This is a genomic window from Kribbella sp. NPDC048837, from assembly GCF_055586945.1.
Genome location: NZ_JBVJHF010000008.1, coordinates 299,700 through 319,845, shown reverse-complemented (window position 1 = coordinate 319,845; position 20,146 = coordinate 299,700). Strand labels below are relative to the sequence as shown.

The window sequence follows — 20,146 nt, the reverse complement described above, 5'->3', positions numbered from 1 at the left end:
CTAAACCGTCTTGAAGGCGATGGCGGCGTTGTGGCCACCGAAGCCGAACGAGTTGTTCAGCGCCGCGAGATCCCCGTCGGCCAGCTTGCGCTGCTCCGTCGCGACGTCCAGCTCGATCTGGTCGTCGAGCTTGTCCACGTTGATGGTGGGCGGTACCACCCGGTGGTGCAGGGCGAGCACGGTCGCGATCGACTCGACCGCGCCGGCCGCGCCGAGCAGGTGACCGATCATCGACTTCGGCGCGGTCGCGATCGCGTGGTCGGCGTCCTTGCCGAGCGCCAGCCGGATCGCCAGCGACTCCGCGATGTCGCCCTGCGGGGTCGAGGTGGCGTGCGCGTTGATGTGGAAGATGTCGGCCGGGGTCAGGTCGCCCTCGGCCAGTGCCCGCACCATCGCCCGGCGCGCGCCGGAGCCGGTCGGGTCGGGCTGCGCGATGTCGTGGCCGTCGGCGGAGATGCCGGCGCCGGCCAGCTCGGCGTAGATCTTCGCGCCACGCGCCCTCGCGTGCTCGTACGACTCCAGCACCAGGACTCCGGCGCCCTCACCAAGCAGGAAGCCGTCCCGGTCCACGTCCCACGGGCGCGAGGCCCGCTCCGGCTCGTCGTTGCGCTTGCTCAGCGCCATCATCTGCCCGAACGCCGCCAGCGGCAGCGCCATGATCACGCCCTCGGTGCCGCCGGCCAGTACGACGTCCGCGCGGCCGAGCCGGATCTGGTCCAGGCCGAGCGAGATCGCCTCGTTGCCGGAGGCACAGGCGGACACGGGGGCGTGCACACCGGCCTTCGCGCCGAACTCCAGGCTCACGTACGCCGCAGCCGAGTTCGGCATCAGCATCGGGATCGCCAGCGGCGACACCCGGCGGGGGTTGGTCTTCAGCGCGTCGTAGTTCGACAGGGTGGTGCCCAGGCCGCCGATGCCGGAAGCGACCGCGATGCCGAGCCGCTCCTTGTCCAGGCCGGAGTCCTCCAGGCCGGCGTCGGCCCACGCCTCGCGGGCGGCGACCACGGCCAGCTGCGCGTTCCGGTCCAGGCGGCGGGCCTTCACCCGCTCGAGCACCTCGGTCGGCTCGACCGCGGCCGGAGCGGCGATCTGGACCGCGAGGTTCTGCACCCACTCGTCGGTGAGCCGCCGGGCACCGGAGCGACCGGCCAGCAGACCTTCCCAGGTGCTGGACACGTCACCCCCGAGCGGGGTCGTGGCTCCGAGCCCGGTGATCACGACTCGGGTCTTCGACATCTTTACCTCATCCTTTGCGAGAGATCGGGGACTGGGAGCGAGGGGTGAGTGCGGTGGTGCTCATCGAGAGACCCGATGAGCACCCGGCCAGCACGGGTACGGCGGGTGTCAGCCGTTCTGGGCGCGCTCGATGAACGCGACCGCGTCGCCGACGGTCTTCAGGTTCTTGACCTCGTCGTCGGGGATCTTCACGTCGAACTTCTCCTCGGCGGCCACCACGACCTCCACCATGGAGAGCGAGTCGACGTCGAGGTCGTCGGTGAAGGACTTGTCCAGCTGGACGTCCTCGACCGGGATGCCGGCGATCTCGTTCACGATCTCGGCGAGGTTGGAACGGATCTCTTCGGTGCTGGCCATCTCTTGGTTTCCCTTTCGGATCTTCTCTGGCTGACTACAGCCGGGCCGGCCACCTGAGCCGCCCCGGACAACTATGGGCTACGGGAGCCGGATCACCTGAGCGGCGTACACCAGGCCGGCACCGAAGCCGATGATGAGCGCGACGTCGCCGCTCTTGGCCTCGCCGGCCTCGCGCATCGCGGTGATCGCGAGCGGGATCGACGCCGCCGAGGTGTTGCCCTGGCGCTCGATGTCGCGGGCTACCTTGACGTGCTCGGGCAGCTTGAGCGCGCGCCGCATCGCGTCGGTGATCCGCATGTTCGCCTGGTGCGGCACGAACAGGTCGAGGTCCTCGGCCTTCACGCCGGCCACGTCGAGCGCCTGCTGCGCGGTCTTGGCCATCTCGAACGACGCCCAGCGGAACACCGGGTTGCCGTCCATCGTGAGGTGCGGCCACTGGTAGCTGCCGAACACCTCCTGCCACGACTCCTTCTGGCTGATGACCTTGTGCTGGGTGCCGTCGGAGCCCCACACCACCGGGCCGATGCCCGGCTCGTCGGTCGGCCCGACCACTGCGGCGCCCGCGCCGTCGGCGAAGATGAACGCCGTACCGCGGTCGGTGCGGTCGGTGATGTCGCTGAGTCGCTCGACCCCGATCGCCAGTACGTACTTCGCGCTGCCGCCGCGGACCATGTCGTTGGCCATCGCGATGCCGTAGCAGAAGCCGGCGCAGGCCGCGGAGATGTCGAACGCGGCCGCGGTCGGGGCTCCGACCTCGACGGCGACGCGGGTCGCGATCGCCGGGGTCTGGTAGAGGTGCGTGACGGTGGCGACGATGACGCAGCCGATCTGGGCCGGGTCGAGGCCGGACTCCTTCAGCGCGTCCTTGGCCGCGTTCACCGACATCATCAGCACGGTCTCGTCGTCGCTGGCCCAGCGGCGTTCCTTGATCCCGGACCGGGTCTGGATCCACTCGTCACTGGAGTCGATCTGCTCCAGGATCTCCGAGTTCGGTACGACCCGGCGCGGCCGGTACGACCCGATGCCGAGTACACCGGCGTACGGCGTACCGGTCGAAGCGGTGATGGCGGTCATGCGTTGCCTCCATTGGGGTGCAGGCGGACCAGCGGCTGACCGGGGGCGACCCGGTCGCCTTCCTCGACGAGCCACTCGACGACGATGCCGCCGTGCGGGGCCTTCACGTCGAGTTCGTCGCGCAGGCTCTTCACCTTCGCGACCACCTCGCCGGCCTCGACCGTGTCACCGGATTCGCGGAGCACCTGCTCGGTGCGGGTGAAGGTGCCCTTCATCGGCGCGACCAGCAGCCGCCAGGTCGGCGAGGCGTCGATCTCGGACGGGCTGCCGTGCTTGTCGACGAACGCGCGGGCGTCGTCGAGCTGGTCCGGCGTCTTCAGCGCGAACGTCTCGACGCCCTTCAGCGCGCGGCGCGCGATGCCGGTCAGCGTGCCCGCCGGCGGCAGCTCGAGGATGCCGGTCACCTGCAGATCGGCCATCGTCTCCATGCAGAGGTCCCAGCGGACGGGCGCGTTCACCTGGGTGACGAGCCGCTGCAGCACGTCCCGGCCGTCGTGCACGACCTGGCCGTCCCGGTTCGAGATCAGGCGGGTCCGCGGGTCGTGGGTGCTGATCGCGGTCGCGTACTTCGCCAGCGTCTGGACCGCGGGCTCCATGTGCTTGGTGTGGAACGCGCCGGCGACCGACAGCGGGATCAGCCGGGTCTTGGCCGGCGGGTCGGCGGCCAGCGCGGCCAGCTCCTCGACCGTGCCGGCGGCGACGATCTGGCCGGGGCCGTTGTCGTTCGCCGGGGTCAGGCCGTGCTCGGCCAGCTTGGCCAGAACCTCGTCCCGGTCGCCGCCCAGGACGGCGGTCATCGACGTGGCGGTCTGCGCGGCGGCCGACGCCATCGCCTTGCCGCGCTCGCGGACCAGCACCATCGCCTGCTCGGCGCTGAGCACGCCGGTGCCGGCGGCCGCCGCGATCTCACCGACGCTGTGCCCGGCGACGGCGCCGACCTTGGCGAAGGCATCGGACGGGTGCGGGATCACCGCCAGCGCCGCCAGCATGCCGGACGCGACCAGCAGCGGCTGCGCGATCGCGGTGTCCCGGATCGTGTCCGCGTCGGCCTGGGTGCCGTAGTGGGCGAGGTCGAGACCGGCCACCGCGGAGAGCCAGTTCAGCCGGCTCTCGAAGACGGGATCGGCCAGCCACGGCTCGAGGAATCCTGGGGTCTGGGCGCCCTGACCGGGCGCGACGATGACGAGCACGTGTCCACTCTCCCTCTTCCCGGCCGCTCGTGAGCCGGGAAGCAGCACGAATTCTCCGGGGCCGATCTTGTAGGGATCCTACAAAACGGCGCTTCCCGGCTCGGGATTGAGGAGGCGGCCCAACGTCAGTGCGACACGAAGTGTGAAAGCGTCGCGGGGATTCAGCGGGTTGTAGCCCGTGATATCGCCCACACGCTTCAGCCGGTACCGGACGGTGTTGGCGTGGATGAACATCGCCCGGGCGGTCGCCTCGATCGAGCCGCCGGAGTCCAGGTAGGCCGAAACAGTGTCGAGGAGTACACCATCGCCTACGGTCAGTGGGCCGTAGACGTCGTTGGCCAGTTGGCGACGGGCGTGGCCGTCTCCGGAGAGTGACCGTTCGGGCAGGAGCTCGTCGGCCTCGACCGGTCGCGGCGCACCCGGCCAGGCGGGGGCCGCGCGGAGGCCGGCGACGGCCGCGCGGGCCGAGGTCACGGCCGCCATCAGATCTTTCACGACCGGCCCGACGACGATCGGCCCGGGTCCAAACCAAGGGGCGAGTTTTTGTACGATCTCCACAGGTTTGCTCGTACCACCGAGTACCACCACCATCCGGTCGCCCTGCATCGCGCACAGAGCGTCAGCACCGGCCTCCCGGGCCGCGTGCCGGAGCGCGTCGGCCACGTGGGAGTTCTCGTCGGTGGTCTGCGCGCGTCCGACCACCACGCTGACCTCGGCGGATCCCGACGTACCGGCGGCTCCGGACCAGCCCAGGGCGGAGGCGCGGGAGCGGACCGACTCGTCCGCCTCGCCGCGGATCACCGAGTCCACCAGGAGTGCTTCGAGCCGGGCGTCCCACGCGCCGCGCATCTCCGCGGCCTGCGCGTAGACCGTCGCGGCGGCGAACGCGACCTCGCGGGCGTAGCGCTGGATCGCGTCCCGGACCACCGGTACGTCGTCGGCCGGGAGCAGGTCGCCGATGGTGTCCTCGATCGTCTCGATCGTGGTCCGGACCAGGTCGACGGTCTGGTGCAGCGAGATCACCCGGGTGAACTCGCGCGGCGCCGAGCCGAAGATCCGGGTCGGCATCGACGAGTGCGCGCCGGGATCGCGGAACCACTCGACGAAGGCCGAGATCCCGGATTGCGCGACCAGGCCGATCCAGGACCGGTCCTGCGCGGACAGCTTGCCGAACCACGGCAGGTTCGCGTCCATCGCCGCCATCGCGGCAGTGGCGAGCGCCCCGGTCGCGTTCTGCAACCGCTCGGCCCGGGCCAGATGCGCCTTGCCACTCTTCGCCACGCCCAGACCATAACGCCCATGTCCGGCTGTCCGTCCCGCGCGCCATGATGGGACGCATGAGTGACAAGGCGGGTGTGGCGGAGGCGGTCGCGGCGTTGCGCGCGATCGGGTACTACCTGGAGCGCGACCAGCAGCCGACCCACCGCGTGAAGGCCTATCGGCGCGCGGCCGACACCATCGCGGCCCTGCCGGCCGCCGAGGTCCGGGCACGGCGCCGGGCCGGCACGCTGACCGAGCTCCCGGGGATCGGGCCGAAGACCGAGTCCGTCATCCTCGAGGCGATGGACGGCGCCACCCCGTCGTACCTGGTGAAGCTGGAGGAGGCCGCCGGCGCCCTGACCACGGCCGGTACGGCGATGCGCGCGGCGCTGAAGGCCGACCTGCATCTGCACTCCGAGTGGTCCGACGGCGGCAGCCCGATCGAGGAGATGGCGCGGACGGCGCACCGCCTCGGGCACAAGTACCTGGCGTTGACCGACCACTCGGCGCGGCTCACGGTCGCGAACGGGCTGTCCCGCGAGCGCCGGCTGCAGCAGCTCGAGGTCGTTGCCGAGCTCAACAAGAAGCTCGGCGCCGAGCTGGACGGCTTCACGATCCTGAACGGGATCGAGGTGGACATCCTGGAGGACGGCACGCTGGACTGCGACAGCGAGATCCTGGCCCGGCTCGACCTGGTCGTCGCCAGCGTGCACTCCAAGCTGCGGATGGCCGCCGAGCCGATGACCGAGCGGATGGTCCGCGCGATCGCGAACCCGCACGTCGACATCCTCGGCCACTGCACCGGCCGCCTCATCACCGGCGGCCGCGGCACCCGGCCGGAGTCCGACTTCGACGCCGACGTCGTCTTCGAGGCGTGCCGCCAGTTCGGCACCGCGGTCGAGATCAACTCCCGTCCCGAACGCCTCGACCCGCCCAAACGGCTCCTGTCGCTGGCGGTCGAGACCGGATGCATCTTCTCCATCGACACCGACGCGCACGCGCCCGGCCAGCTCGACTGGCAGGTCTACGGGTGCGAGCGCGCCGAGGACTGCGGCGTCACGCCCGACCGCGTCATCAACACCTGGGACCAGAAGCAACTGCTGGAATGGACGGCGTCATGAGCGATCTTGAGAAGGACCCGGCGGAGGTCGTGTGCGACGGTTCGGAGGGTGAAGGGCCGACGCTCGAGTTGCTGGAACCGCGCGAGGTCGTGCTCGGGCGGACGACGACGGTGCGCCGGCTGCTGCCGAACAAGAACCGCCGGATGGTCGGGGCCTGGTGCTTCGTCGACCACTACGGACCGGAGGACCTCACCAGCCGGGTCGACTCGTACGACGTACCGGGGGAGCGGGGGATGCAGGTCCCGCCGCACCCGCACACGAGTCTGCAGACGGTGAGCTGGTTGTTCGAGGGCGAGATCGAGCATCGCGACAGCGTGGGATCGCACGCGTTCGTGCGGCCGGACGAGCTCAACATCATGACGGCCGGCAACGGCATCGCGCACTCGGAGGTCTCGACCCCGACCGCGCCGCCGGTCCTGCACGGTGCCCAGCTGTGGGTCGCCCTGCCGGACTCCGTGCGTACGACGGTCCCACCGGCGTTCAACGCGTACGCCGACCTGCCGTCGGTCGCGTTCGACGGTGCGCGCGGGACGGTGATGATCGGCACGGTCGCCGGTGTCACCTCACCCGCGCCGGCGTACACCGAGCTCGTCGGCGCCGACATCACCATCGAGCCCGGGCGCACGCTGTCGTTGCCACTGACAGCGTCGAACGAGTACGCCGTCCTGGTCGTCGACGGCTCGCTCTCCGTCGGGGAGCTGACGCCCGGCTTCGGCGAGATGGCCTATCTCGGCGGCGGGCGCCAGTCCGTCGATTTGGTTGCTTCCAGCAACGGTGTGCGCTTCCTCCTGCTCGGCGGCGAACCGTTCGAGGAGCACCTGGTGATGTGGTGGAACTTCATCGGCCGCTCGCACGAGGAGATCGTGGCCGCCCGCGACGCCTGGCAGTCCGCCATCGCCGCGAACGGCAACGACCGCTTCGCCATGGTCTCCGGCTACGACGGTGACGCGTTGCCCGCTCCACCCCTGCCCGCTATCGCACTGAAACCACGTCCGCGGGCGCGGTGACACGGCGGCGGTGGTAGGCCAGTGTCAGGATGAGGAGGGCCGGGCCCCAGAAGTTGAGCGGGGTGTAGCAGGCGAGCATCAGTGCTTTCCAGGCCGTGCTGGAGAACGGGATGAAGTGGTCGGTGTAGGCGTCGCGGAAGGCATAGGTCCAGAGGGCGATCAGCGCCAGCGCGCCGAGGGTCGCGGGGACGACGGCGGCGTACGGCGCGACCCGGCGGCCGCCGATGAACGGGATCCAGCGTGGGGCGACCTCGCCCCACGGGCGGACCAGGCCGAGCGCGGTCAGGGCGACCAGCTCGGAGAAGATCGTCAGGCCCACGACGTACGCCTTGGCGCCGACGCCGCCGAGCTGGGCGGGCGCGCCGTTGTCGTCGAGGAGACCCATCGACGACCCGAAGACCAGGCCGAGTCGCCACAAGCCGGACGGCAGGGTGAGCAACGGGATGATGTGAGCCAGGCGGTAGGCCCAGCGCGGGACGGGACGCTCAGTCGTGTTCACCGTCCGAGCATCCGGCGGGCCACCCGGTCCGCACCTCACTCGCGAGAGTGAACGGGATCCCTCCGGCGAGCGTTTCAGAGCAGGTCGTGATCGCGGGCGTACGCCGCCGCCGCGGTCCGGGACGGTACGTCGAGCTTGGTGAAGATGTTCGTGAGATGCCGCGCGACCGTCTTGTCACTCAGCACGAGCCGCTCCGCGATATCCGCGTTGCTGCGGCCGTCCGCGACCAGGCGCAGCACTTCCAACTCACGCGCGGTGAGACCGCCCGCGGTGCCGACATGCAGCAACTTCTCGACCTCCTGCCGGGCCGGGACAGCGCCGAGGTCGGCGAAGCTCTTGCCCGCGGCAGAGAGTTCGGCCACCGCCGAGTCCTCGTCCTCGAGCAGCCGGAACGACCGCCCGACCAGCACCTTCGTCCGCGCGACCTCGTACGGCGCCTGCAGTTCACTCCACAGCCGCAGCGCGATCCGGGCCTGCGGCAACGCCCGATCGGGGTCACCACGTTCCAGCGCCACCAGCGCCGAGCAGTACGCCGCCGACGCCCGCAACCCGGCACACCCGAAGCCGGCCGCGATACTCGCCAGTTCGTCCGCGACCGGCTCGGCCTCGTCGACAGCCCCGTCGGCCAGCAGGACCTCGGCCGCTCCCGCGAGCAGGCGTGACCGCTGCACCGGTCCGTTCGTTTCCGCGAGCAACCGCCGTACCGCTCCGACCGCTGGCGTCGTCCGACCGCGCGCGAGCAGCAACAGCGCCCGTCCCGGCTGAGGCTCGTGCCCGAATCCGGCCGCCTCGTCGTAGGCTTTCTCGGCCGCCGCGACCTCACCGCGGATCCGTAGTACGTCGCCACGTTCGCTCAAGGCCAGCCCGGCCGCGGCCTGCGCACCTGACGACGCGTACCGCCGGCACGCGTCGTCGTACTCCTGCAGAGCCTCGCCGTACGCACCGTGCAGCCGCAGGATCTGACCCCGATGTACGGCGCACTGCCCGGTGAACGGCACCAGGTCCGGCTGGGTGTCGCACCACCTGGTCAGCGCCGCCGTCCAGGCCGCGGCCCGGTCGTAGTCCTGGACCTCCTGGCAGCCCTCGATCATCGCGCAGTACACGTTGCCCGCGAAGATCGGCGACAGCTCACCCGCCGCGACGCCGACCATCGCTTCGTCGAGCAGTGCCAGTCCCTCCGGCACCTGACCGGCGTACATCAGCATCCGGCCCTGACAGACCAGGCCCTGGGCGAGCAGATCGGGTTCGCCGAACCGCCGGGCCACCTCGGTGATCTCGGCGCCGACGTGGCTGGCCCCGGCGAAGTCGCCCTGGTCGAGGCGGCGGTAGAAGTCGTGGACGAGCAGGTATCCACGCTCGACCACGTCGCCCTGATCGGCGAGCAACCGCTCCGCCCGCGCGGCCCAGCCGCGGCCGATGGCGACCTCGCCGCGGATGTTGAGCACCAGCGCCAGCCAGAACGCGACCTTGACCGCGCCCAGGACGTTGCCGTCGTCAACTTCCTGCCGGTACGCGCGTTGCAGCGCGCGGATACACGCGTCGTTGTCACCGACCAGGTACGCCGCGGTGGCGAGCGTGAGCAGGTCAGCGGTGCCGAGCTCGGCGGCGGACGACAGCCGGTCGTACGCCGTCGCCCAGTCCCGCCGGTCGAAGGCCGCCCGGGCGCGCTCCAGATCCTCGACGATGCCCATCAGCCATCCCCTTCTGTGAGCATGCGCCCCGGAGTCAGGCGGCGGCAAGACTCCGGTCCGCACGGGATCGGGCCGCGATGCGTTTGGCGACGTACGCGGCGTCCCGGCCGACACCGGGCAGCGTCATCGAGCTGAAGGCGTACTGGAAGCACAGGCCGCAGAAGAACAGGCCCGGTGCGTCGGCGGCGACACCGCGCAACTCCCGCGGCCAGCCGTCCGCGCCGGTCACCGGTCCGTCGATCCAGTCGAACACCTGCCGGAAGCCGGTGCACCAGACCACGTTGGACACCTCCACGGTCCGGCCGTCGCCCAGCACCGGCAGGCCGTCCTGGACGCCGGTGACCCGGTCGTGGACCCGCTCGACCCCTCGCGCGAGCAGGTCCCCGCGCTTCACCCGGATCATCGGGCCGCCACGGAAGCGGAGGTCCTCCATCACCGAGTTCGCGACCGGCAGTCGCCGGGTGATCACGTGCCGCCCGACGAACAGGAAGACCGGCCAGAACAGCGACTGCCCCGGCTTGCCGGGCCGGACCGGGAGCTGGCCGGGGTCGCGCCCGCACAGGATGGTGTCGTGTGTCTGCGCGACCTCGTAGGCGATGTCCGTGCCCGAGTGGGAGCCGCCGACGACCAGGACGGGTCCCGGCTTCAGCTGGCCGGGCCGGCGGTACTCGCTGGAGTGCAGTTGCCGGATCGCCGGGTCGAGGTCGACGGCGAAATCCGGCAGACTCGGGGTCCGGCCGAAGGTGCCGGTCGCCACGACGACGTTGTCGGCCGCGAGTCGCTCGTTGCCGATCTGCGCGACCCAGTGGCCGTTGACCCGTTCCAGCCGGTCGACCGGTGTGCTCGACCGGATCGGCAGGTTGAAGTGAGCGGCGTACGACTCGAGGTAGTCGGCGACCTCGTCCTTGCCCGGGTAGTTCCACCGGTGGCCGGGGAACGGCAGCCCGGGCAGGCCGTCGTACTTGGCCGGGGTGTAGAGCTTGAGCGTGTCCCACTGGGCCCGCCACTGGTCCCCGATGCGGGCGTTGCCGTCCAGGATCGTGAACGGCTGACCGAGCCGTTGCAGGTGGTATCCGGTCGCGAGTCCTGCTTGGCCGGCGCCGATGATGATGGTGTTCATGCGAGCCTCCGCTCGTCAGCTACGACGCCGCGCGCCGCGGTGTGGAACCGCAACCACCACAGCAGCATCAGCGCGGACGTCAGGACGTAGAAGCCGTGCAGGATCCAGATCGGTCCTGGCGGCAGGTGCACCACGTAGATGCAGTGGACGGCGTTGCCGACGTTGGCCAGGACGAGGTTCGCCGGGCTGTACGACGCGAGGTCGCGGGTCCGGATCGCCTTGACCACCATCGGCAGGGCGCTCGACGCGAACAGGACGGTGGACACCATCCCCGCGAGCAGAGCAACACTTGCGCCAGTCATGCCTCGACGGTAGGAACCCGGGCACCCCCACCGCGTCGGACGGAATGCGCAACTCGCCCGCGGACGTACGTACGAGGTTTGTCGTAGCAAGCGACAGGCCCCCGGACCGGCTGGTCCAGGGGCCTGTGCGGGCGGGCGGCGTCAGGCGCCGGCGCCCTCCTGCTTCACGCCGGCGACCGCGGTCGGGTCGTCGATGCGGTACTTGCGGGCGGCCTCGGCGGCGACCTCCGGCTTGACGTCACCGCGCTTGGCCAGGATCTCCAGCGTCGCGACGACGATCGACTCGGCGTCCACCTGGAAGTGGCGCCGGGCCGCGGCCCGGGTGTCGGCCAGGCCCCAGCCGTCGGTCCCGAGCGAGGTGTAGTCGTTCGGCACCCAGCGGGAGATCTGGTCCTGCACCGCGCGCATGAAGTCGCTGACCGCGACCACCGGGCCCTTGGTGTCCTTCAGCTGCTCGGTGACGAACGGCACCTGCTCCGGCTCGTCCGGGTGCAGCAGGTTGTGCTGCTCGGCCGCGATCGCGTCCCGGCGCAGCTCGTTCCACGAGGTCACCGACCAGATGTCGGCGGCCACCGAGTACTCCTCGGCGAGGATCTCCTGGGCCTTGCGCACCCACGGCAGCGCGACACCGGACCCGAGCAGCTGCACCCGCGGTACGTCGTCGCCCTCGGCGGTCTCGTACTCGTTGAAGCGGTACATGCCCTTGAGCAGGCCCGCGACGTCGAGGTTCTCCGGCTCGGCCGGCTGCGGGACGGGCTCGTTGTAGACGGTGAGGTAGTAGAAGACGTCCTCACCGAACGGCTTGTCCTTGTCCAGGCCGTACCCGTACATCCGGCGCAGGCCGTCCTTCACGATGTACGCGACCTCGTAGGCGAAGCCCGGGTCGTAGTGCACGGCCGCCGGGTTGGTCGAGGCGAGCAGCGGCGAGTGGCCGTCGGCGTGCTGCAGTCCCTCACCGGTCAGCGTCGTACGCCCGGCGGTCGCGCCGACCAGGAAGCCTCGGCCGAGCTGGTCGCCGAGCGCCCAGAGCGAGTCACCGGTCCGCTGGAACCCGAACATCGAGTAGAAGATGTAGAACGGGATCATCGGCTCGCCGTGGGTGGCGTACGCCGTACCCGCCGCGATCATCGAGCCCATCGCGCCGGCCTCGCTGATGCCCTCGTGCAGCAGTTGACCCTGCTCGGACTCCTTCCACGACAGCAGCAGCGCGCGGTCGACGGCCTCGTAGGTCTGCCCGTGCGGGTTGTAGATCTTGGCCGTCGGGAACATCGAGTCCATGCCGAACGTGCGGTACTCGTCGGGGGCGATCGGGACGATCCGGGCGCCGATCTCCGGGTCCTTCATCAGGTCCCGGAACAGCCGGACCAGCGCCATCGTGGTCGCGACCGGCCCGTTGCTGCCCTTGCTGAGCGGCTTGTAGACGTCGTCACCAGGAAGCTTGAGCGAGGTCTTCGGGCTGACCCGGCGCTCCGGCAGCGAACCGCCGAGCTGCTTGCGCCGATCCATCATGTACTGGTACTCCGGCGAGTCGGTGCCGGGGTGGAAGTACGGCGGGTTGTACGCGTCCTCCAGCGCGGAGTCCTCGATCGGCAGGTAGAGCCGGTCGCGGAACGCCTTCAGGTCGTCCGAGGTCAGCTTCTTCATCTGGTGGGTCGCGTTGCGGCCCTCCAGCGCCTCGATCGTCCAGCCCTTGATGGTCTGGGCCAGGATCACCGTCGGCTGCCCGACGTGCTCGGTCGCGCTCTTGAACGCGGCGTACACCTTGCGGTAGTCGTGACCGCCGCGCGGCAGCTTGCGCAGGTCCTCGTCGGACAGCTTGCTGACCATCTGCTGCAGCCGCTGGTCGCCGCCGAAGAAGTTGTTCCGGATGTACTCACCGGACTCGACCGAGTAGGTCTGGAACTGGCCGTCCGGCGTGGTGTTCATCTTGTTCACCAGCGCGCCGTCGTGGTCCTGGGCGAGCAGGCTGTCCCACTCCCGGCCCCAGATCACCTTGATCACGTTCCACCCGGCACCGCGGAAGAACGCCTCCAGCTCCTGGATCACCTTGCCGTTGCCACGGACCGGGCCGTCCAGCTGCTGCAGGTTGCAGTTGATCACGAAGGTGAGGTTGTCCAGCTCCTCGCGCGCGGCCAGGCCGATCGCGCCGAGCGACTCCGGCTCACCCATCTCGCCGTCACCGAGGAAGGCCCAGACGTGCTGCTGGCTGGTGTCCTTGATCCCGCGGTGGTGCAGGTACCGGTTGAAGCGGGCCTGGTAGATCGAGTTGAGCGCGGCCAGACCCATCGAGACAGTCGGGAACTCCCAGAAGTCCGGCATCAACCGCGGGTGCGGGTACGACGAGAGGCCGTTGTGCGGACCGCGGGACACCTCCTGGCGGAAGCCGTCCAGCTGGTCGGCCGACAGCCGGCCCTCGAGGAACGCCCGCGCGTACATGCCGGGGGAGGCGTGACCCTGGATGAAGATCTGGTCGCCGCCGCCGGGGTGGTCCTTGCCGCGGAAGAAGTGGTTGAAACCGACCTCGTACAGGCTGGCCGCGGACTGGTAGGTGGCGATGTGGCCGCCGACCTCGAGGCCCTTGCGGTTGGCCTTGCTCACCATCACCGCCGCGTTCCACCGGATGAAGGCCCGGATCCGGCGCTCGATGTGCTCGTCGCCGGGGAACCACGGCTCCCGCTCGGGCGGGATCGAGTTGATGTAGTCGGTGCTCCGCAGCGCGGGCACCCCGACCTGTCGCTCCCGGGCCCGCTCGATCAGCTTGAGCATCAGGTAGCGCGCTCGCGCCTTGCCCCGTTCGTCCAGGACCGCGTCGAGCGATTCGACCCACTCCCGTGTCTCGTCGGGGTCGATGTCGGGGAGCTGGGTGGGCATCCCCTCGGTGATGATGGCTGGTGGTTCGTGTCCGGAAGCCACGGTGTCCTGCCGTTCTCTCTGGTTGTCTTCACCGCAATCCTGTCACCTGTTCGGAATGCGTTCTACTTCGCCTTCCACAGGCGCCCGAATCCGGTCGTCCACGCGTGATCTGAGCGGACACGGACAGTACCCACCCCGCGGATACCGGACACGTCACGGATCCCTGGTGCATACTTGCGCGACGCGGTACGTCACGATGGACTATCGCTACTGAAACCTACCCCCGGGCAAGCGGGGACCACGGAGGAGGACACGTGAGCGCGACCGCGGACCACGCGGACGGCAAGAGCGGGGTGCCGAACATGGCGTCCCGGCTCGGCCTGGAGGCCGGCTGGGTCGTTCAGGAGATCGGGTACGACGACGACTGCAGCGACGAGCTCCGCGATGCGATCCGGGAAATCACCGGGGAAGCCTTCGTCGACGACGAGACCGACGAGGTCGTCGACGTCGTACTGCTCTGGTTCCGCGAGGACGACGGAGACCTGGTCGACGCCTTCTTCGACATCCTCACCGACCTGAAGGCCGGCGGTGTCGTGTGGCTGCTGACCCCCAAGGTCGGCCGCGACGGCTACGTGGAGACCAGTGACATCGCCGAGGCCGCTCCGGTCGCCGGCCTGGCCACGACCAGCACGCTGAGCGTCACCGACGACTGGTCGGCCACCAAACTGGTGGTGCCGAAGTCGGGCCGCCGAGGCTGAGGTGGCCGCTGCCGTCGGCAGCCGGGCACCCGACTTCACCGCCCGCAACCAGTACGGCGAACAGGTCCGGCTGAGCGACTTCAGCGGCCGGCGGGACGTCGTACTGGTGTTCTACCCGTATGCCTTCAGTCAGGTCTGCACGAGTGAGCTGGCCGCGCTGCGGGACCGGCCGGACTTGCTCGAGGCGGCCGAGTTCCTGGCGATCTCGTGCGATCCGATGTTCACGCTGCGCGCATATGCCGACGCCCAGAACCTCGGGTTCAGCCTGCTCACCGACTTCTGGCCGCACGGGTCGATCGCGTCGGCGTACGGCGTCTTCGACTCCGAGCGGGGTTGCGCCGTCCGCGGCACCTTCGTGGTGGACCGGGCCGGCCTGATCCGCTGGTCCGTCGTCAACGCGATCCCCGAGGCGCGCAACCCCGACGACTACGCGGAGGCACTGGCAAGCCTGAACCTCGGGTAGACTCCTGCGGTCGTTTGATCCGGGCGGATAGCTCAGCGGTAGAGCGCTTCCCTTACAAGGAAGATGTCGGGGGTTCGATCCCCTCTTCGCCCACAACAGGTCGCCGTCGGACAATTCGGTGCTATGACCAAGGCTGCTGGTGCGCCGCCCTCCTGGACTGTGACGCTGCTGTGCGGCGCGGCCGGGATCGGTAAGACGTCGGTCGCGGTGCGGCTGGCCTCGCGCTACGGGGTCCCACTCGGCGAGGCCGACGACATCCACACGGCGCTGAAAGCTCTCACGACGCCCGAACAGCAGCCGTTGCTGCACTACTGGGACACCCATCCGGAGACCGGCAGCTGGTCGCCCGCGAAGACGGCCGACCTGCACCTTGCGGCCGCTGAGTCTGTGCAGGTCGCGTATCGGGCTGTTGTCGCTGACCATGTCGACAGCCGGACGGCTGTCGTCCTCGAGAGTGATGTGCTGCTGCCCAGCTTGGCCCTCGGTTTCGGCGGGGGTGTTCGCGCGTTCGTCCTGGAGGAGTCCGACGAGGACCAGATCGTCGCGAACTTTCTGGCCCGCGAGCCCGAGCACGGAGAGCAGCGGCATCGGGCTCGGGTCAGCGTCGAGGTCAACAAGCGGCTGGTCGAACAGGCGCGTGCAGCCGGACTCCCCGTCGTACCGGCGCGGCCCTGGGGTGACGGTTTGGATCGGATCGACGCCGCACTGCGCGGTTGACGGCGGCAGTGGGTTTCCGGTGAGCGGACGGTCTGCCGATCGGGCGTATCCGCAGGCCATGAGCGTCGTTGTCCACAGTGGTGGCGGTCAGCCGAATTCTTAACTGTCGGCTGGTGAGAACGGACTCCTCCAGGGCGGGTCGCGGCTGGTAGGGTTCACGGCTGTCGGTCGGCGCGATGACGCACCGGGTGCGCCCGGACACGGCATCGTCCGGCAGGCGGAAAACGGGGCTTGTCGTCGGTGAGAGCGAGACGGGTGTGCCCTGACCCGGCTCCGTCCAGTTGGGGAGGCGCGTGTCCGTGGGTCGCCACCTGGCTGGCGCCACCGTTGTTCCGGTGACGTGCCCGCGTGACGCCGTACCCCTCCTCCCGGTGACGTGTGCGCGTGACGCCGTACCCCTCCCCCCGGTGGTGGCATCGGCGTGGTGAGAAGCAGTGTGGACCGGCCGGCGATCAGCACCGGGCCGGCCCTGATGATTCCCGCCGGGTACCCGCGCGACCTCCCGAGCGCGCTGCTGCGGGCCGCCCGTGACTTCGGCGGCGCCGGCGTGGTCGAGATCGGCCCGGACGGCCGCGAGACCAAGCTCGACTTCCCGACCCTGCTCGAGCTGGCCGCCCGGATCCTGGCCGGCCTGCGGGCGAACGGCGTCCGCGCGGGAGACCCCGCGGTCGTGCACTGCACCGAACCGGTCGGGTTCTTCGCCGCGTTCTGGGCCTGCACCCTCGGCGGGATCCGGCCGCTGCTCGTCGCCCCGAGCCCCGACGGCGACCGGTCCGAGGCCGGCCGCGAGCGGCTCCGCAAGATCACCGACCTGCTCGGCTGGACCGTCCTGATCGGCCGCCCGTCCGACCTGCCGAACGACCTCGGCCTGCCCGTCCTCGACCCGGACGCGATGGCCGGCCACGAGCCGACCTCGGACTTCCACCGGCCGGCCGCCGACGACATCGCCGTACTGATGATGTCGTCCGGCAGCACCGGTACGCCGAAGATCGTGCAGCTCACGCATCGCGGGCTGGTCGAGTTCGCCGCGGGGACGCCGGCGATGCTGCCGGTGCGGCCCGGTCAGACCACGCTCAACTGGCTGCCGCTGGACCAGAGCGGCGCCTTCCTGCTGTACCACCTGCTGCCCGTGTTCACCGGTTGCACGAACATCCACGTGAACACCGACTGGGTGCTGGCGAACCCGCTGCGCTGGCTCGACCTGATGGACCAGCACCGGGTCAACCACTCCTGGTCGCCGAACTTCGGCTACCGGCTCGCGACGCAGGCGATCGCGGGGGAGCCGGACCGGCACTGGGACCTGTCCGCGCTTCGCAGTCTGGTCAGCGGTGGCGAGCAGATCACCGTGCCGGTCATGTCGGAGTTCCTGCGGGTGACGAACCGGTTCGGCGTCGTACCCGAGACGTTCGTCGCGGCGTGGGGGATGACCGAGACGGTCACCGGGATCACGTTCGCCCGGCCCGGCCTGACACCGAACGTGCACCGCGTCCGGATCCCCCCGACCGGAGTGGTCGAGTGGGTCGACCAGCGGCCTTCGTCGGGGAAGGTCGCGGTCGCGCGGCCGGGGAAGGCGCGCGCCGAGGCGCCGGGCGTGCTGAGCCTGGTGTCGGTGGGCGCGCCGGCGCCGGGGACGACGGTACGGATCGTCGCCCCGAACGGCGCCGTCCTGCCCGAGGGCCGGATCGGGCAGTTGCAGGTCGCGTCGGCCCGGGTCACGCCGGGCTACCTGGGCAACCTGGAGGCGGACCGGGCCGCGTTCCCGATCGGCAACTGGCCGGCCCGCAAGTGGCTCGCGACCGGCGACCAGGGCTTCATCACCGGCGGGCAGGTGGTCATCACCGGCCGGGACAGCGAACGCATCATCATGTCCGGCAAGCTGTACTACGCCCACGACATCGAGACCGTCGCCGCGACGGTCGTCGGCGCCGAACACGGCCTGATCGCGGCCTGCGGCGTCGCCGACGCGGAGACCGGCACCGACCGCCTGGTCGTCTTCTACGCGCTCACGCCGGAGTCGATCCCCGGCATGGACCAGGGCATCCGCAGCCTGATCCAGGGCCGCCTCGGCCTGGCCGCCGAGGTCGTCGGCGTCCCGCGCCGCGACTTCCCCACCACCCCCGGCGGCAAGATCCTCCGCCCCCTCCTCAAACAACGCTGGATCGACGGCACCCTGGAGCCCGCCCACGGCCCCCACATAGAACCCGCCGGCGCCACCTCCGACTCCGGCCCCACCGGCGAAGGCCCCTCCACCGCCCGTTCGGCCGACGAGGACCCCTCCGAACGCACCACCGAACTCCCCGTCGTCCGCCTAGCCTGGAAACGCACCCTCCAGCAATCCATCCCCACCCCACCCCAACGCCCCACCCTCGGCGCCCGCCCCAGCTCCGCCGACACCGCCGGCCCTGCCTCGGCCGACCCTGAGGCCGCACCCGCCTCCGCCGAGCCTGAGACCGCACCGGCCTCCGCCGAGCCTGAAGCCGCACCGGCCTCCGCCGATCCTGAAGCCGCGCCCGCCCCGGTGGAGCACCCGGCGTCCTCGCCCACCGGCTCTGCGCGCGTCGCGGACACCCCGTCCCAGCCCGCGTCCACCGACCCTGAGGCCGCGCCCGCCCCGGTGGAGCACCCGGCATCTGCGCCCACCTCAGCCGAGCCCGAGGCCGCCGAACTCGCCGACCCCGCAGGCCACCAGGCTCCCGAGCCCTCAACAGCAGACGCCCACGAGAAGCCCGAGCCCGCAGCTGAGCACACCGAGCCAGCCCCCACCGAGCAGACAGCTGAGCTCCCTGAGCCCGACCCGTCGCCGGAGCCGGACACCCAGATCCTCACCCGGATCGAAGCAGACCCCGAGCCCGTCCAAGCCGAGCCCACCCCGGACGCAGACCCCGCAGCCGAGCAGCAGCCCGCACCCCACGAGGCCAAGGCACCCGAGAACACCCAGCCCGCAGCCGAACAAGCCGCCGAGCCAACCGCCGAGCCTGAGCCAAGGGCGGAACCAGTGGCCGCCGAGGCCCCACGGACCGACCAGGCCGCCGAGCTGCCCGCGGAGCTCGAACCGGCCGCGGAGCCCGAGCGGGCCGCGGAGCCCGAGCGGGCCGCGGAGCCTGAGGAGGCCGAGCTGCCGGCGCCCGAGCCGCAGCGTGCCGCCGAACTCGAGCCGCAGTCCGCGCCTGACGAGGACCCGGCCACTCAGGCTGAGCCAGCCGACCAGGCCACCCAGCCTGACCCGGCCATCCACGACGGCGACTCCGAGCCAGCTCATGCAGCCGCCGACCCGACCGAGCCGGACCTGCAGCCGACCGCACAACTCGAGTCCGAGGCGGTACAGGAGGACGAGCCGACGGCGCACGACGAGGTGCACCCGGAGTCGCCTGCACCGACCGACGCGGCCGCTGAGGCGGACTCGGCTGCACAGGTTGGACCGGAGCCGGACGCCTTCGCACCGTCCGAGGCCGCAGCAATCGCCGAGCCCGCACCAGAGGTAGCCCCGGACGCCGACGCGACGCCGACCGCACACGACGAGGCGCAGGCGGAGCTGGCTCATGCGACCGACCCGACCGTGGCTGAGGCCGCGGCAGACGTCGAGTCCGAGCCTGAGCCCCCGTCAGACGCCGAGCCCGAGCCCGCGGCAGGCGCCGAGCCCGAGCCCGCGGCAGGCGCCGAGCCCGAGCCCGCGGCAGACGCCGAGGCCGAGCCTGCTGCGGACCCCGACTCGCCTGCGTCAACCGAGGCGGCGGCAGAGGTGGAGTCGGCTGCCCCGACCGCGGCTGAGGTCGCGGCAGACGTCGAGCCCGAGTCGGAGGTACAGGCGCAAGCCGAGGCAACGCCGTCTGCGGAGGACGAGGCACACCCCGACTCGCCTGCGTCAACCGAGGCGGCGGTCGAGGTAGAGCCGGCTGCGCAGGACGTGGCTGAACTTGCGGAAGGCGGCGAGTCCGCGCCGGAGGTGGCTGCGGACGCCCAGGCGACGTCGGGCGCGGCGGACGAGGCGCACGCGCAGTCGGCTGACCAGACCGGGGCTGAGGTCGAGGCCACGCAGGACGCAGCTGCGGACGCCGGGTCGTCTGCGCCAACCGAGGCGGCGGCAGAGGTGGAGTCGGCTGGTCAGGCCGAGGCCCGCTCGGAGTCGGCTACGCCTGCCGTGGCGGTGACCGAGGGAGAAGCGGACGCCAAGGCCGCGCCGAAGGTGTCTGCGGAGGCGACGCCGGACGCAGATGACGCGGCGCAAACCGGAGCGCCTGCGCAAGACGAGGTGGCCGAGGTGGACCCGGCTGCACGGGTCGAGGCAGACTCGGAGTCGGCTGACCCGGCGGTGGCTGAGGTTGTCGCGGAGGCCAAGCCGAAGCCGGAGGTGGCTGCGGACGGCGAGCCGGCCCCGGCTGCGGAGGACGAGACGGGCCTGGCCGCGGAGGACGAGACGGGCCTGGCCGCGGAGGACGAGACGGGCCTGGCCGCGGAGGACGAGACGGGCCTGGCCGCGGAGGACGAGACGGGCCTGGCT

General features: G+C 70.9%; 16 protein-coding genes and 1 tRNA gene. 7 read left to right on the top strand and 10 right to left on the bottom strand.

The window, feature by feature from the left end; all coding sequences use genetic code 11:
- From fabF to ACZ6O0_RS33745, 5 genes are all read right to left on the bottom strand, one after another.
- Positions 1–1,236, bottom strand: a complete 1,236-nt coding sequence (fabF, locus tag ACZ6O0_RS33765) for a beta-ketoacyl-ACP synthase II (RefSeq protein WP_465769081.1) — start codon at positions 1,234–1,236, stop codon at positions 1–3.
- A gap of 108 nt (positions 1,237–1,344) precedes the next feature.
- Positions 1,345–1,593: an acyl carrier protein gene (locus ACZ6O0_RS33760; protein WP_130446978.1), complete on the bottom strand. Its 249-nt coding sequence runs from the start codon at positions 1,591–1,593 to the stop codon at positions 1,345–1,347.
- A gap of 78 nt (positions 1,594–1,671) precedes the next feature.
- Positions 1,672–2,667, bottom strand: a complete 996-nt coding sequence (locus tag ACZ6O0_RS33755; RefSeq protein ID WP_465769080.1) for a beta-ketoacyl-ACP synthase III — start codon at positions 2,665–2,667, stop codon at positions 1,672–1,674.
- Positions 2,664–3,857 carry an acyltransferase domain-containing protein gene (locus ACZ6O0_RS33750; protein WP_465769079.1) on the bottom strand — a complete coding sequence of 398 codons (1,194 nt, stop codon included), beginning with the start codon at positions 3,855–3,857 and terminating at the stop codon, positions 2,664–2,666. The genes ACZ6O0_RS33755 and ACZ6O0_RS33750 overlap by 4 nt, the downstream gene beginning before the upstream one ends.
- 78 nt (positions 3,858–3,935) lie before the next feature.
- Positions 3,936–5,138: a PucR family transcriptional regulator gene (locus ACZ6O0_RS33745; protein ID WP_465769078.1), complete on the bottom strand. Its 1,203-nt coding sequence runs from the start codon at positions 5,136–5,138 to the stop codon at positions 3,936–3,938.
- A 56-nt stretch (positions 5,139–5,194) separates the two neighbouring features.
- Between ACZ6O0_RS33745 and ACZ6O0_RS33740 the strand changes: the two genes are divergently transcribed.
- Complete coding sequence (locus ACZ6O0_RS33740; protein WP_465769077.1) at positions 5,195–6,238, top strand: PHP domain-containing protein; 1,044 nt, start codon at positions 5,195–5,197, stop codon at positions 6,236–6,238.
- Complete coding sequence (locus ACZ6O0_RS33735) at positions 6,235–7,245, top strand: pirin family protein (RefSeq protein ID WP_465769076.1); 1,011 nt, start codon at positions 6,235–6,237, stop codon at positions 7,243–7,245. The genes ACZ6O0_RS33740 and ACZ6O0_RS33735 overlap by 4 nt, the downstream gene beginning before the upstream one ends.
- Here ACZ6O0_RS33735 and ACZ6O0_RS33730 read toward each other — a convergent pair.
- The 5 genes from ACZ6O0_RS33730 to aceE form a co-directional block, all read right to left on the bottom strand.
- Positions 7,211–7,744: a hypothetical protein gene (locus tag ACZ6O0_RS33730; protein ID WP_465769075.1), complete on the bottom strand. Its 534-nt coding sequence runs from the start codon at positions 7,742–7,744 to the stop codon at positions 7,211–7,213. The two genes, ACZ6O0_RS33735 and ACZ6O0_RS33730, sit on opposite strands and share 35 nt — an antisense overlap.
- Before the next feature lie 74 nt (positions 7,745–7,818).
- Positions 7,819–9,435, bottom strand: coding sequence for a helix-turn-helix transcriptional regulator (locus tag ACZ6O0_RS33725; protein ID WP_465769074.1), 1,617 nt, complete (start codon positions 9,433–9,435; stop codon positions 7,819–7,821).
- Between the two features lie 34 nt (positions 9,436–9,469).
- Entirely contained in the window at positions 9,470–10,555 is a 1,086-nt protein-coding gene (locus ACZ6O0_RS33720; protein WP_465769073.1) for a flavin-containing monooxygenase, read from the bottom strand.
- The gene (locus ACZ6O0_RS33715) at positions 10,552–10,857 is read right to left on the bottom strand and encodes a hypothetical protein (RefSeq protein ID WP_465769072.1); all 306 of its coding nucleotides are present in this window, start codon (positions 10,855–10,857) and stop codon (positions 10,552–10,554) included. Before ACZ6O0_RS33715 ends, ACZ6O0_RS33720 begins: the two co-directional genes overlap by 4 nt.
- A 141-nt stretch (positions 10,858–10,998) precedes the next feature.
- A complete protein-coding gene (gene aceE / locus ACZ6O0_RS33710) occupies positions 10,999–13,728 on the bottom strand; it encodes a pyruvate dehydrogenase (acetyl-transferring), homodimeric type (protein ID WP_465769253.1) in 2,730 nt (909 codons plus the stop codon).
- A 296-nt stretch (positions 13,729–14,024) separates the two neighbouring features.
- Between aceE and ACZ6O0_RS33705 the strand changes: the two genes are divergently transcribed.
- The 5 genes from ACZ6O0_RS33705 to ACZ6O0_RS33685 form a co-directional block, all read left to right on the top strand.
- Complete coding sequence (locus ACZ6O0_RS33705; protein ID WP_465769071.1) at positions 14,025–14,468, top strand: DUF3052 domain-containing protein; 444 nt, start codon at positions 14,025–14,027, stop codon at positions 14,466–14,468.
- A gap of 1 nt (position 14,469) precedes the next feature.
- Positions 14,470–14,931 carry a peroxiredoxin gene (locus ACZ6O0_RS33700; protein WP_465769070.1) on the top strand — a complete coding sequence of 154 codons (462 nt, stop codon included), beginning with the start codon at positions 14,470–14,472 and terminating at the stop codon, positions 14,929–14,931.
- Between the two features lie 21 nt (positions 14,932–14,952).
- Positions 14,953–15,024 (top strand) — tRNA-Val (locus ACZ6O0_RS33695).
- 30 nt (positions 15,025–15,054) lie between these two features.
- Positions 15,055–15,648, top strand: coding sequence for a hypothetical protein (locus tag ACZ6O0_RS33690; protein WP_465769069.1), 594 nt, complete (start codon positions 15,055–15,057; stop codon positions 15,646–15,648).
- Between the two features lie 424 nt (positions 15,649–16,072).
- On the top strand, positions 16,073–20,146 hold a 4,074-nt coding region (locus ACZ6O0_RS33685; protein WP_465769068.1), incomplete at its 3' end, for an AMP-binding protein.

What these genes read in the sequence shown, in the direction of transcription:
- fabF (WP_465769081.1), bottom strand. Translation starts at nt 1,236, where the DNA reads ATGTCGAAGACCCGAGTCGTGATCACCGGGCTCGGAGCCACGACCCCG.
- ACZ6O0_RS33760 (WP_130446978.1), bottom strand. Translation starts at nt 1,593, where the DNA reads ATGGCCAGCACCGAAGAGATCCGTTCCAACCTCGCCGAGATCGTGAAC.
- ACZ6O0_RS33755 (WP_465769080.1), bottom strand. Translation starts at nt 2,667, where the DNA reads ATGACCGCCATCACCGCTTCGACCGGTACGCCGTACGCCGGTGTACTC.
- ACZ6O0_RS33740 (WP_465769077.1), top strand. Translation starts at nt 5,195, where the DNA reads ATGAGTGACAAGGCGGGTGTGGCGGAGGCGGTCGCGGCGTTGCGCGCG.
- ACZ6O0_RS33735 (WP_465769076.1), top strand. Translation starts at nt 6,235, where the DNA reads ATGAGCGATCTTGAGAAGGACCCGGCGGAGGTCGTGTGCGACGGTTCG.
- ACZ6O0_RS33725 (WP_465769074.1), bottom strand. Translation starts at nt 9,435, where the DNA reads ATGGGCATCGTCGAGGATCTGGAGCGCGCCCGGGCGGCCTTCGACCGG.
- ACZ6O0_RS33720 (WP_465769073.1), bottom strand. Translation starts at nt 10,555, where the DNA reads ATGAACACCATCATCATCGGCGCCGGCCAAGCAGGACTCGCGACCGGA.
- ACZ6O0_RS33715 (WP_465769072.1), bottom strand. Translation starts at nt 10,857, where the DNA reads ATGACTGGCGCAAGTGTTGCTCTGCTCGCGGGGATGGTGTCCACCGTC.
- aceE (WP_465769253.1), bottom strand. Translation starts at nt 13,728, where the DNA reads ATGCCCACCCAGCTCCCCGACATCGACCCCGACGAGACACGGGAGTGG.
- ACZ6O0_RS33690 (WP_465769069.1), top strand. Translation starts at nt 15,055, where the DNA reads ATGACCAAGGCTGCTGGTGCGCCGCCCTCCTGGACTGTGACGCTGCTG.